The sequence below is a fragment of the Streptomyces sp. ISL-100 genome, from assembly GCF_018614615.1.
In the GTDB taxonomy this organism is placed as follows: domain Bacteria; phylum Actinomycetota; class Actinomycetes; order Streptomycetales; family Streptomycetaceae; genus Streptomyces.
In genome coordinates this window covers 39,545-51,509 of record NZ_JAGGOK010000004.1, presented here as the reverse complement: position 1 = coordinate 51,509, position 11,965 = coordinate 39,545, and the positions used below count along the sequence as shown (strand labels likewise).

Annotated in this window: 15 protein-coding genes and 1 pseudogene; 13 read left to right on the top strand and 3 right to left on the bottom strand. The window is 67.4% G+C overall.

The window, feature by feature from the left end; all coding sequences use genetic code 11:
• Window positions 1-140 precede the first annotated feature (140 nt).
• Window positions 141-1,757 carry a sigma-70 family RNA polymerase sigma factor gene (locus J7E89_RS02470; RefSeq protein WP_214967687.1) on the top strand — a complete coding sequence of 539 codons (1,617 nt, stop codon included), beginning with the start codon at window positions 141-143 and terminating at the stop codon, window positions 1,755-1,757.
• A 26-nt stretch (window positions 1,758-1,783) separates the two neighbouring features.
• Here J7E89_RS02470 and J7E89_RS02465 read toward each other — a convergent pair whose 3' ends face one another.
• Window positions 1,784-2,404, bottom strand: coding sequence for an L-threonylcarbamoyladenylate synthase (locus J7E89_RS02465; RefSeq protein ID WP_214967684.1), 621 nt, complete (start codon window positions 2,402-2,404; stop codon window positions 1,784-1,786).
• Between the two features lie 169 nt (window positions 2,405-2,573).
• Here J7E89_RS02465 and J7E89_RS02460 point away from each other — a divergent pair, with 169 nt between their 5' ends.
• Window positions 2,574-2,882 carry a hypothetical protein gene (locus J7E89_RS02460; protein ID WP_214967680.1) on the top strand — a complete coding sequence of 103 codons (309 nt, stop codon included), beginning with the start codon at window positions 2,574-2,576 and terminating at the stop codon, window positions 2,880-2,882.
• A 193-nt stretch (window positions 2,883-3,075) separates the two neighbouring features.
• Entirely contained in the window at window positions 3,076-3,951 is an 876-nt protein-coding gene (locus J7E89_RS02455) for a glycoside hydrolase family 19 protein (RefSeq protein WP_214968116.1), read from the top strand.
• Window positions 3,952-4,020: 69 nt separating this feature from the next.
• Here the strand turns inward: J7E89_RS02455 and J7E89_RS02450 are convergent, their stop codons facing one another.
• Window positions 4,021-4,569, bottom strand: coding sequence for a hypothetical protein (locus J7E89_RS02450; RefSeq protein WP_214967677.1), 549 nt, complete (start codon window positions 4,567-4,569; stop codon window positions 4,021-4,023).
• 23 nt (window positions 4,570-4,592) lie between these two features.
• On the bottom strand, window positions 4,593-5,249 hold the full coding sequence (locus tag J7E89_RS02445; RefSeq protein WP_308315300.1) for a lipoprotein: 657 nt from the start codon (window positions 5,247-5,249) through the stop codon (window positions 4,593-4,595).
• Between the two features lie 247 nt (window positions 5,250-5,496).
• Here J7E89_RS02445 and J7E89_RS02440 point away from each other — a divergent pair, with 247 nt between their 5' ends.
• The 10 genes and pseudogenes from J7E89_RS02440 (at window position 5,497) to J7E89_RS02395 (ending at window position 11,954) form a co-directional block, all read left to right on the top strand.
• Window positions 5,497-6,192: a L,D-transpeptidase family protein gene (locus J7E89_RS02440; RefSeq protein WP_214967674.1), complete on the top strand. Its 696-nt coding sequence runs from the start codon at window positions 5,497-5,499 to the stop codon at window positions 6,190-6,192.
• Between the two features lie 120 nt (window positions 6,193-6,312).
• Window positions 6,313-7,140: pseudogene (locus J7E89_RS02435) on the top strand (class II glutamine amidotransferase); the annotation flags it as partial.
• 104 nt (window positions 7,141-7,244) lie between these two features.
• A complete protein-coding gene (locus J7E89_RS02430) occupies window positions 7,245-7,553 on the top strand; it encodes a gas vesicle protein (protein ID WP_214967670.1) in 309 nt (102 codons plus the stop codon).
• Between the two features lie 82 nt (window positions 7,554-7,635).
• A complete protein-coding gene (locus J7E89_RS02425) occupies window positions 7,636-8,076 on the top strand; it encodes a gas vesicle structural protein GvpA (RefSeq protein WP_214967667.1) in 441 nt (146 codons plus the stop codon).
• 3 nt (window positions 8,077-8,079) lie between these two features.
• Window positions 8,080-8,844, top strand: a complete 765-nt coding sequence (locus J7E89_RS02420) for a GvpL/GvpF family gas vesicle protein (protein WP_214967664.1) — start codon at window positions 8,080-8,082, stop codon at window positions 8,842-8,844.
• Window positions 8,820-9,071 (top strand): gas vesicle protein GvpG, encoded by a 252-nt coding sequence (locus J7E89_RS02415; protein ID WP_214967661.1) that lies wholly within the window; start codon window positions 8,820-8,822, stop codon window positions 9,069-9,071. The genes J7E89_RS02420 and J7E89_RS02415 overlap by 25 nt, the downstream gene beginning before the upstream one ends.
• Window positions 9,068-9,559: a hypothetical protein gene (locus J7E89_RS02410; RefSeq protein WP_214967658.1), complete on the top strand. Its 492-nt coding sequence runs from the start codon at window positions 9,068-9,070 to the stop codon at window positions 9,557-9,559. The genes J7E89_RS02415 and J7E89_RS02410 overlap by 4 nt, the downstream gene beginning before the upstream one ends.
• On the top strand, window positions 9,556-10,668 hold the full coding sequence (locus J7E89_RS02405) for an SRPBCC family protein (protein ID WP_214967655.1): 1,113 nt from the start codon (window positions 9,556-9,558) through the stop codon (window positions 10,666-10,668). Before J7E89_RS02410 ends, J7E89_RS02405 begins: the two co-directional genes overlap by 4 nt.
• A gap of 27 nt (window positions 10,669-10,695) precedes the next feature.
• Complete coding sequence (locus tag J7E89_RS02400; protein WP_214967650.1) at window positions 10,696-11,142, top strand: gas vesicle protein; 447 nt, start codon at window positions 10,696-10,698, stop codon at window positions 11,140-11,142.
• Complete coding sequence (locus J7E89_RS02395) at window positions 11,139-11,954, top strand: GvpL/GvpF family gas vesicle protein (RefSeq protein WP_214967646.1); 816 nt, start codon at window positions 11,139-11,141, stop codon at window positions 11,952-11,954. Before J7E89_RS02400 ends, J7E89_RS02395 begins: the two co-directional genes overlap by 4 nt.
• Window positions 11,955-11,965 lie beyond the last annotated feature (11 nt).

The window sequence follows — 11,965 nt, the reverse complement described above, 5'->3', positions numbered from 1 at the left end:
GGTCTGCGCTCCGCCGCCGCCCCCGGCCACTCGCCATAGAACGCGTGTGCTTTTCTGTTATCCCCCTCCCCGCAGCCGGTCTCCCTGGTGTCGGACAGAACAGCGAGGAAACGGGCGCAGCCCGAGGAAGAGAGCCGAGTGTGGGCAGCGAACGTGAAGCCGCAGTGGTCAAGGCGGCGCAGGGCGGCGACCAGCGGGCGCAGGACGAGCTCGTCACCGCGTATCTGCCACTCGTCTACAACATCGTGGGCCGGGCGCTGAGCGGGCATGCCGATGTCGATGACGTGGTGCAGGAGACGCTGATCCGCGCGCTGGGCGGCCTGGGCTCGCTGCGCGATCCGGCAAGCTTCCGGTCTTGGCTGGTGGCCATCATCATGAATCAGATACGCGACCGCTGGCAGGCCCGTCGAGCGGACCAGGCCGGCAGCGAGCTGGCGGAGGCCCGCGAGCTGGCTGACCCCGGCGCGGACTTCGTGGACCTGACCATCGTGCGCCTGGGCCTTTCGGGGCAGCGCCGGGAAGTCGCGGAAGCGACCCGCTGGCTGGATGCCGACGACCGGGCGCTGTTGTCGCTGTGGTGGCTCGAGGCGGCGGGCGAGCTCACGCGGGCCGAGGTGGCCGCCGCGATGGAACTGTCACCCCAGCACACCGCGGTGCGGGTGCAGCGGATGAAGGCGCAGCTGGAGACGGCGCGCGTGGTCGTACGCGCTCTGTCGGCGGTGCCACGGTGCGTACTGCTGGACGATGGCCTGGCCGTGTGGAACGGCGTGCCGTCCGCGCTGTGGCGCAAGCGGCTGGCACGCCACGCCCGCGACTGCACGGTCTGCTCCGGGTACGGCGCGGAACTGGTGCCGGCGGAAAGACTCCTGGTCGGCCTGGGCCTGATCCCGGCGAGCGCCGCGCTGGCCGGTGCGGTCATGTCGGGCGAACCCGAGGCCCTTGGCCTTGCCGCGCATGGTGACGCCCCCGTCCAGCTCGCGCCCGCCGGACGCCGTCAGGAGCGGCGCGACCGACGGTCGCGGCGCCGGCGGGCGGTCGCGGCCTCGGCCGCGGTGCTGCTGGTGGGTGGCGGGGGGTACGCCGGCTGGACGACGCTGAAGCCGGGCGAGGCCTCGGAGACGACCCGGTCACGGGCAGCCGCCGATGCGGCCGTCCCGCCCGTCGCCGCTTCGACGCCGCCTGCCTCCCCGACGACGTCGGCGCCCTCGTCGCCCTCCGCCGCCCCACGCGCCTCGGCCTCGCCGGCCAAGAAGCGCGCGAAAGCAACCCCTCGGCCGACTCCGAGCAAGCCGTCCCCTAAGACCTCCTCAAAAGCCGCCCCGCGCCCGGCGGTCCCGAAGCCCCGCCCCACTGTTCAGTCGGGCACAAGCCCCTCGTCCTTCAACCAGCAGGTAACTGATCTGGTCAACACGGAGCGGGCCGAGAACGGTTGCGGCCCTGTCCGCCAGAACAGCCGCCTGAACACAGCAGCCCAGCGCCACTCCGCGGACATGGCCGCCCGTGACTTCTTCGACCACACCAACCCGGACGGCGCGGGCCCCGGCGAACGCATCACAGCCGCCGGATACACCTGGAGCACCTACGGCGAGAACATAGCCCTGGGCCAGCGAACCCCGGCTCAGGTGATGGAGTCCTGGATGAACAGTTCCGGCCACCGGGCCAACATACTCAACTGCTCCTTCAAGGAAATAGGCATCGGAATCCACGACGCCTCCGGTGGCCCTTGGTGGACGCAGGTCTTCGGCGCATCCCGCTGACGGGGCCGTGGGGACAAGACGCGCGCCTACTCGAACCGCGCGGTGTCCCCTGCCCCTCGGCGTACGATCTCCGCTGCGCCGCTGGAGAAGTCGATGACCGTGGTTGGCTCGGTGCCGCAGTCGCCCGAGTCGACGACAGCGTCCACCACGTGGTCGAGCCGTTCCTTGATCTCCCAGCCCTGCGTCAGCGGTTCGTCCTCGTCGGGCAGGAGCAGGGTGGTGGAGAGCAACGGTTCGCCGAGGTCGGCGAGCAAGGCCTGAGTGACGACATGGTCGGGAATGCGTACTCCGACAGTCTTCTTCTTCGGGTGGAGCAGCTGGCGGGGCACCTCCTTCGTCGCCGGCAGGATGAAGGTGTAGCTGCCGGGCGTCGCTGCCTTGATCGCGCGGAACACGTCGTTGTCGACGTGCACGAACTGACCCAGCTGCGCGAAGTCCTGGCACACCAGGGTGAAGTGGTGACGATCGTCGAGGTTCCGGATCGAGCGGATCCGGCCGAGACCGTCACGATTGCCCAGCTGGCAGCCCAGTGCGTAACAGGAGTCCGTCGGGTACGCGACGAGTGCGCCGGACCGGATGCTGTCAGCCACGCTGCTGATGGTGCGCCGCTGAGGGTTCTCGGGGTGCACGTCGAAATACTTCGCCATCCGCCGAGTCTAGGTGATCAGGACGCCGCCGCCGGGCCGAGAGCTCCAGAGCTGACAGCAGAGGTTTGATCAGATCGTAGGAAGACGCCAGCTAACGGCTCGATGACGGTGGTGTTGCAGAAGGGATGCCGGACGGTTCCGATGCTCCGGGCCGGCCGTTGATTCGGACATGGAGGCATTCGGTAATGACCCCGTCCCGGAGTTCGGCGCTTCACTGCTGGGTGCGTACTGGCTGGACGCGCCGCTGCATGGAGGCGGCGGCGACTGCGTGTGGTGTGCGCAGATGCGTCAGGGCAGCAGCACCTCAGCCCCGCATGCCACTGCGGCCGTTGAGCCGGAGCGTGCCGCGAAGGACTCTGTGCCTGGCGTGTGGCCGCGGTCCGCGGGCGGCCGACTCGCCGGGCCGGTGCGGATAGTGATGCTGTCCGTTGCTGTCTGCACGGTCGTTTCAGCGATGCTCACCATGGTCCTGGCGTGACGCCCCGAGGCGGCGTCGACCGCCGAGTGAGAAACCGTGCATGGTCCCATTGGTCTATACCTTGACTCGATCATGACATCGCGCTTGAGTGTGGGACACAGCCCCCCACCACGGCCGTAACCGGAAGCCCAACTGCGTGCTCCGGTCGGGCCGTTGCGCCCAAAGGAGCGATCGAGTGCTGAGAACACGCCTGATGGCCCTGCTGGCGGCGTTCCTCGTCGCCACAGGCCTCGTCGTGACGCTGACGCCCTCCGCGTCCGCGGCACCCGCGGCGACCGTCTGCGACACCGCGCCGAACTGGCAGCAGGGCGCCTGGTACACGACTGGCAACGTTGTCAGATACAACGGCGCCTACTACATAGCCGAGCACGACAACCCGGGGTACGACCCGACCGTCAGCACCTGGTACTGGAACCCGTACACCTGCGGCGGCGGCAACCCGTCCCCGTCAGGCTTCGTGGTCAGCGAGTCGCAGTTCAACCAGATGTTCCCGAACCGGAATTCCTTCTACTCCTACAGCGGCCTCACCGCGGCCCTGAGCGCCTACCCCGGCTTCGCGAACACCGGCAGTGACACAGTGAAGAAGCAGGAGGCCGCGGCCTTCCTCGCGAACGTCAGTCACGAGACGGGCGGACTGGTCCACATCGTCGAGCAGAACCAGGCCAACTACCCGCACTACTGCGACTGGAGCCGGCCTTACGGCTGCCCGGCCGGTCAGGCGGCGTACTACGGGCGCGGACCCATCCAGCTCAGCTGGAACTTCAACTACAAAGCCGCGGGTGACGCACTCGGCATCGACCTGCTCAACAACCCGTGGCGTGTCCAGAACGAGGCCGCGGTGGCCTGGAAAACGGGCCTCTGGTACTGGAACACCCAGAGCGGCCCCGGCACGATGACCGGACACAACGCCATGGTCAACCAGGCCGGATTCGGCCACACCATCCGCTCGATCAACGGCTCGCTCGAATGCGACGGCAAGAACCCGGCGCAGGTCCAGAGCCGTGTCAGCAAGTACCAGCAGTTCACCCAGATCCTGGGTGTCCCCACCGGCTCGAACCTCTACTGCTGAGAGACCGGTCAACCCCTCAACAGGCTGCGGACCGGGGAGACATCGTCCTCCGGTCCGCGGCCGCACCCGTCACACACGCCGCCGCTGCCGCGGGCCCCACCAGTGCGGTGACACGTCGAGCATCCATAGGTCGCCCACCTGCCGCTCTTGCGGGTCGTCCGGATCGTGGTCGCCATTCCCATACGGGTCGGGATCCGCGACGACGAAAATGCGCGCGCCGGATTCGGGTACCCGATAGCGGTGTACGTCGCTTGACTCGTCCTCAAGTTCGACCGTGCAGCCCAGCGACCGGATGACGGCCCGCAGCTCCTCGTATCGGACCCGGGGCGCGAAGGTCCCGTATTCACGTGAGAGCGGCGGCGGCACGATGCTCGCGGAGTGGCCGTGGAGCAACCGGTGGCTCTTCACGCCGAACGCGACGCAAAACATCGGCCCTTGAGGTGCCGGCGAGAATGTCACCTCCACGAGCCCGTAGTCCCGACGCAGGAGCCCGCCGTCGGGATCGTCAAAGTAATCCGGCCCCACAGCGGCTTCCCAGCCGTCACGATCGGAGCCGATTCCTGCCCCCAGAACGTCGCATCGGGTGGCGACGTGAGCATAGAAGTCAAGGTCGGACACTCGTTGATCTCCTTGGCCGGTCGTCAGCCCGTGGCTGCCATGGTCTCCTTCGCCAGTTCGTACGCCGGCAGCATCTGTTCGTGCTCCCCCGTGTCCAGCCCGCCCAGGTGCAGTACCACCGCACCGCGCGGCGTGCTGACGGCGAGCGCCCGTTCCTTCTTCGGCTCGTCCGCGAGCTCGGTGGTGCGGAGGTAGGTGACTTCGGTGGCGGGCAGGTCACCGGCCATTGTCTCGCGGTAGCGGATCTTCGTGGCCTCGGACTCCTCCGCCATGAATCCTTCGAGAACCTTGCGCGGGGCACCGGCGTCGTCACCGGTCCAGACGCGCAGGTAGCCGAAATTCCCGGCGGGCTTGGCATCGATCTCACAGACGAGCTTCACGGTGCCTTGTTCGGCGATCGAGCCGAACACGGGGTCGTCGCCGGACTTCACCTTCTCCGCCGTCCAGTCGGCAGCGGTGGTGAACGAGACCGGCAGGACGCACGGCGTACCGGTGCGGCCGATGATCGCGCCCTTGGCCGTCGCCTCGGCCTCCGCGCTCTGGCTCGGCTGCTTGGCCGACTTGTCCCGTACGGCCGTCCCGCCGTCCGGCGCCGACGAACAGCCGACCAGCATCAGTACTGCCAGCGTCGCCGCCGGGACGATGCCCCGCGCCAAGTCCTGCCCCCATGAAGTCCCCACCCCTGAGCCTGAATGATCACCGCAGGCTACCCCAGCCCCCACTCGCCCCGGGTTACTCACAGCCCGAGCTTCCTCGGACACGACGCTCCACCGTCGCAGGACTCCCACGCATCAGCGGTGTCTATGCACCGCCCCCCGCCTCGGCACGTAGTTACGGAACCGTCTCCTTCCTTCGTGCAACTCCTCCGGCCTTTCCGCCGTCTACCAGGCGGAACGTGAATTGCGCGCGTACAAGGAGGCGACAGCCGTGAGTGACATGCGCCGAAGAGGAATTGTCATGCTCGGGATCACCGCACTGGTGGCCCCGCTCACTGTAGTCATGGGAAGCACAACGGCTCAGGCCGCGTCGTGCACGACGCGGACCGGGACGTACCAGAAGCAGGTCGAGAAGTTCCTCGGCCGCCCGGTGGATGGAAGGCAGTCGTCCGCCGACTGCAAGGCGATCCGGGCATTCCAGACGAAACACTCGATCAGTCCGAATGCCGGGTTCGCCGGCCCCATCACCTGGGGCGTCATGGACCTCATGAACAAGCAGAAGGCCGTCGGGAAGAACCCGAACAGGGCAGGCAAGTGCCCGACGAACAAGGGCCGTATCGCCTGCGTCGACCTGACTCTCCAGCTCAGCTGGATCCAGGACGGCAAGGAGCTGGCGTACGGACCGGTTCCCGTGCGTACCGGCCGTAACGGCTACGAGACCCGCACCGGCCTGAAGAAGGTCTACTGGCGGAACATCGACCACGTGTCCAGCCTGTACAACGTGCCGATGCCGTACAGCCAGTTCTTCGACGGCGGACAGGCTTTCCACTCGGTCGGAATCAGTGTCTGGGCGCCGCCTGGCTCGCACGGGTGCGTAAATATGACGAAAAACGACGCCGCCAAGTACTGGAGCATGCTCCGCAACGGCGACGACGTCTTCGTCTACGGCCGGAAGTCCGGGACCTGAGCCGGCTGTTTCCCGCCGGCGATGCGGGGCATCCGCCAGAGGATGAGCGGCCCGGCGCCTGTGGCGCGCCGTGGCCGTCGCGCGACGCGGGCGGCGTCGACCGAAAGGAGAGTGCTCTCCATGTGCCGATGGCTTGCCTACTCCGGAACCCCTGTCCTGCTCGGTGACATTCTGTACAAGCCCGCCCACTCCTTGATCGATCAGAGTCTCCATTCCCGGATGGGAGTCGAGACGACCAACGGCGACGGATTCGGCATCGGCTGGTACGGATCCGACGCGGGTACGCCGGCCATCGTCCGGGACACAGGTCCCGCCTGGAACAACCGCAATCTGCAGGAGATCGCGGACCACGTTCGCTCGCCGCTGTTCTTCGCTCATGTCCGCGCCTCGACGGGTGCGGCCGTGCAACAGACGAACTGCCACCCCTTTCGCCACGGCCGGTGGATGTGGATGCACAACGGTGCGATTACCGATTTCCACCGGATGCGGCGCGACCTCTGTCTGGCCATCGACCCCACGCTCTTCTCCCTGCTTGAGGGGTCGACGGATTCGGAAGTGATGTTCTACCTGGCGATCACCCTGGGCCTGGACCAGGACGCACCGGGCGCGGTTGCCCGGATGGCCGGGCTGGTCGAAAGGATGTGCCGGGAGCACGGGGTGGAGTTCCCTCTCCAGATGACCATCGCGGTGACCGACAGCGAGCGACTGTGGGCTTTCCGGTACTCGAGCCAGGGGACATCGCGATCGCTCTTCTACAGCAGCCGGGCCGACGCCGTGCGGGCGCTTCACCCCGACCTCGAATTCCTGCGAGGTGTCTCCGCGGAGACGCGCCTCATCGTGTCCGAGCCGTTGGGTGATCTTCCGGGCGTCTGGAACGAGGTTCCCGAGAACAGTTGCGCCGTCGTCCAGCCAGGCCTGGACGAGCTGCTGTCCTTCGCGCCGCAGCCGGCCGGTCCGGCGGGCGGCCCGGTGCCGCTGACGCGCTGGACGCCAAGATGTTCGTTAAAATGCAAATCTGTACGTAATCGTCTTTTAGGGCTTTTGGGTGGAGCGTGCCTCCAGATCGAGACGGCGACGAAGCGCGCCCCCGCCGCTCGCAGCGCCTTTCCGCACCGCGGGCCATGCGGTCGGCTGCGCAGCAGCTGGAGGGCCTGCTGGGGAGGGCGCCGGAGTCTGTCTCCGCGGTGCGGCCCACCGATGACGGGTGGGAGGCCGAGGTGGAAGTACTGGAACTTGAGCGCATCCCGGAGACGACCAGCGTCATGGCCAGTTACCGGGTGAAGCTCGACGAGGACGGTGAGCTGATGGCGTACGAGCGGATCCGCCGGTACACGCGCGGCCAGATCGACCGGCGTGCCTGAGTAATTGGCCCGGTGTCGCCGGAATCTGTGCCCATGCAGGTGAACACAGCCGGAATTGGGGCGCACCAGGGGTGGAGGCACCATGACCGTGGTGCCGCAAAGTGGCGGAGGCGGCGTAGCCCAGGGCGGTAGTGGCTCCGGATCGCTGTACGACGTCCTGGAATTGATCTTGGATCGCGGGCTCGTTATTGACGTCTTCGTCCGGGTTTCGCTGGTAGGCATCGAAATCCTGAAGATCGACGCTCGCGTCGTCGTGGCCAGCGTCGACACGTACCTGCGCTTCGCCGAGGCCTGCAACCGGCTCGATCTGGAGACCGGGCGCAAGGCACCGAGCCAGCTGACCGACGTCGTCGGCCAGGTCACGGAAGGCGGAGCCAAGGGCAAGAGCAAGGGCGCTCTCACTGGTGCGGTGGAGGCATTCACAGACTCCCTCCAGCAAGGCCGTGAGGAAGAGCGTGAGCCGGCAGAGGAGCGGGAGAGGTCACGGCCCTCGCGCCGTCCTTCCCGGCACCGGGAAGAGTGAGCCATGGCGGTCTATGTCTACGCGATCACAGCTGCGGCCCATCCCCTGCGCCTGGAAGGCGTCACTGGTGTGGGCGAACAGCCGGAGAAGCTGCGCACCGTCAATGGCGGGTCGCTGGCCGCCGTGGTCAGCGATGCGCCGGACGGGCTGAAGGCCAAGCGGCGCGACGTACTGGCACACCAGTCGGTACTGGAGCGGCTGATGGCCGACGGCAGCGTGCTGCCGCTGCGTTTCGGTGCGGTGGCCCCCGACGAGGAAGCAGTGCAGCAAGTACTGGAGGAGAGAGCCGACGCCTACCGGGAGCGGCTGTCGGCGCTGGACGGCTGTGTGGAGTTCCACCTGAAGGCGTCGTGTGCCAAGGAAGCGCTGCTGCGGGAGATTCTGCTCCAGTCGGAAGAGGCGCGCCGGCTGAACGAGGAGATCCGCAGCGGCCGCGGTGGCCAGGATCTGCAGATCGCGCTCGGAGAGCTGGTCGCCGGGGAGGTCCAGCTGCGCCACGAGTCCTTCGCAGCGGAAACCGTGGAAGCGCTGCGCCCGCTGGCGCGTGACATCCGCGTGTCGGATCCGACAGGCGAGGACTTCGTCAGCGTCTCGTTCCTGGTGGAGCAGGCCCGGCAGAGTGACTTCGCGGCTGCGGAAAGAGACCTGGCCGAACAGCGCGGTGAGGACTTCGACTTCCGCCTCCACGGGCCGCTGCCGCCCTACAGCTTCGTCTGGATGCCTGAAGCACTGGAGATTTCGCCATGGGTCAGGTCACCCAAATTCTGACCCTCCCGCTGGCCCCCGTGCGGGGGGTCGGGTGGGTGATGCAGCAGGTCGTGCGGGCCGCGGAGGAGGAGTTCTACGATCCCGGCCCCGTGCTGCAGGAGCTCGCCGAGCTGGAACACGCACTGGAGGCCGGCGAGATCGACGAGGAGACGTTCGACCGGCGTGAGGACGAGCTGCTGGAGCGGCTCGATGAGATCCGCCGCTACAGGGAGGTCCAGGGAGCATGAGCAAAGCAACCGCAGGTGCGGCGCTTTTGGGTGGTTACGCGCTGGGACGAACGAAGAATGCCAAGTTGGCCATGGCTGTCGCAGCCTGGGTGATCAAGAGGAACGTGGATACGAAGAAGATCACTTCCGCGATCACCGGCTCTCCGGCTCTGGACGCCGTCAGCGAGCAGATCCGCAAGGACCTGCTCAGCGCCGGAAAGGAAGTCGCCACCGCCGTCGTCGCCGCCCGCGCGGACAAACTGGCCGATTCGCTGCATGAGCGCACCGTCAGCCTCCGGGAGCAGGCAGTCCCCGACCTACCGGGGCAGGAAGAGGCAGAGGCAGAGGAAGAGGAAGAGGAAGAGGACAGGCGGGAGGAGGCAGAGGCCCAAGAGGAGGAGCGCCCCCGTAAAGCCGCCAAGCCGGCACGCAAGAAGAAGGCAGCGGACAAGTCCGCGCCGCCGCGCGACCGGGCCGGCACTGCCAAGAAGAGGAGGCAGGAGGGATGACCGACAGCAGAAATCCGCTGGCCGGCGACGCGGGGGCTCGGCTGATGGAAGAGCTCCAGCAGTACCTGCAAGCCCGCGCCGAACGGACCGTGGCGACCATGGGACGGCGCCTGGGCGAGGCCACCAAGCAACTGGCCGAACCCGACAGCTCGGTGAGCGGCACCCTCGGCACTCTGGCCAAGGGCGGCAAAGCACTTGGCCAGGGCAAGTCCCCGGCCCGGGCGGCCGGGGCCATGGGCCTGTCCAAGCTGACCAGCGGCATCAAGGAGAAGGTCACTGGTCTGTTCGGCATGGGCGGCAAGGGCGGCAAGGGTGAAACCAGGGCGAAAAGCGTCGTCATCATCGAGGACATCGACATAGGTGTGCCAGTGGAGCAGGCCTACAACCAGTGGACCGAGCTCCAGAAATTCAGTCGTTTCGCCAAGGGCGTGGTCAACGTCGAAAAGACTGACCAGACCAATTACAACTGGCAGGTGAAGGTCGCCAAGGCCGGCCGCAGCTGGAAGGCGAAGGTCACTGAACAGATACCGGACGAGCGCATCGTGTGGACTTCCGAGGGTGCTAAAGGCACAACAAAGGGAGTGGTCACCTTCCACCCGCTCGGCGACAACCTGACCAAGGTTCTCCTGGTGGTGGAGTACTTCCCCAAGGGACTGGTCGAGAAGACGGGCAACCTCGTCCGCGCCCAGGGCCGCCGGGTCCGGCTCGATCTGAAGCTGTTCCGCAAGTTCGTCACCATGCAGGACGAGGCCGCTGAGGGCTGGCGCGGTGAGATCCGCGACGCCGAGGTGGTACGCGAGGGCGAGGACGAGGACGGCCGCAGAGAAGCAGAAGCAGAATCCGACGAGCAGGACGAAGGCGACGACGGGGAGGAGGAAGACCAGGACGGAAGCTGGGACGAGAGCGAGCGTTGGGAGGAGGACGAGGAGCCCGAGGAGGAGCCTGCGAGGGCACGGAAGGCACCCAAGGAGGCAGCCGACGAAGAGGACGAAATCGAGGAGGAGGAAGAGGAGGACGAAGAGCCCTACGAACAGGACGCAGAACCGTACTCGGACGAAGAGCCGTACGAAGAGGAACGCCCGCGCCGCCGCGCCGCGAGTCGACGCTGACCGACCCTGAATCGAGGTCGAACGGCCGTGACCGAAAACAGCCTCGGCCCTTTCCCGTCGCGAGCTTCCCCCGCCCAGGGGCAGGGCTCCTCGGCCAATCTGGCCGACATCCTGGAACGCGTGCTGAACAAGGGCATCGTCATCGCGGGCGACATCCAGATCAACCTCCTCGACATCGAACTGCTCACCATCAAGCTGCGCCTCCTGGTGGTCTCGGCGGACAAGGCCAAGGAAATGGGCATCGACTGGTGGGAGCACGACCCGGCGCTTTCCTCCCGCGCCCGAGGCACCAGTGAGCTGGCCGAGGAAAACCGGCTACTGAGGGAGGAGATAGCCGCTATGCGTGAGGCCCGGGCCCTGCCGCCGGCCGAGGACCGCGGGCAGGCGCAGGCGCAGGAGCGTCCGCGGCGAACGACGAGCAAGGCCAAGCCTGCCGGGACCGGTAAGCGGCCTGTTCCGAGGACCGACCGATGACTGCGACGGTCAGCTACCTGTACGGCGTGGCAGCCGCGCAGACCGGGTTGTCCGACGCGGTGGCTGCCCTGCGGGGTGTCGCCGACGCTCCTGTGCGTCTGGTGGCGGACGAGGACGAGGACCTGGTAGCGGTCGTCAGCAGCGTCCCCGCGAGTGACTTCGAGGAGGCGCCGCTGGCGGCCCACCTCGAGGACATCACCTGGCTGGAGGCGGTCGCCCGGGCACACCACCGGGTAGTCGACGCCGTGGCGGCCCGTACGACCGTTCTGCCGCTGCGGCTGGCGACCATCTACCGCGATGACGACCGTGTCCTGTTCATGATGAGAGCCGACCGCCTCGCATTCGAACGTGGCCTGACCCACCTGGCCGGACGGGTGGAGTGGGGCGTCAAGATCTACTTCGATCCCCCCTCGGCCCCTTCGGCCTCCACGGCCGCCCCCGCTGCCGAACTGAGTCCCGGACGCGCCTACCTGCGGGCCCGCCACCAGGAGCGGCACGTCCGCCAGGACGCCTTCCGGGCGGCCGAGCAGGCCGCGCAAGGCGTCGAGGCCGCTGCCCGTACTCATGCCGTCGCACACACACGCCACCGCCTGCAACAAGGCCCCCTCACCCACGGCGCGGGCGAAAACATCGTCAACGACGCCTACCTTGTGCCCGAGGACCGTGCGGACGACTTCCGGCACGCCGTCCAGCGCGCCGCCGAGGAAAGCGACACGATCCGCGTCGAGATCACCGGACCGTGGGCGCCGTACTCCTTCGCCGCGCCCCGCCAGGATGAACACGGTGAGAAGAGCCAGGAGGTGATCACCTAGTGACGGCCGGT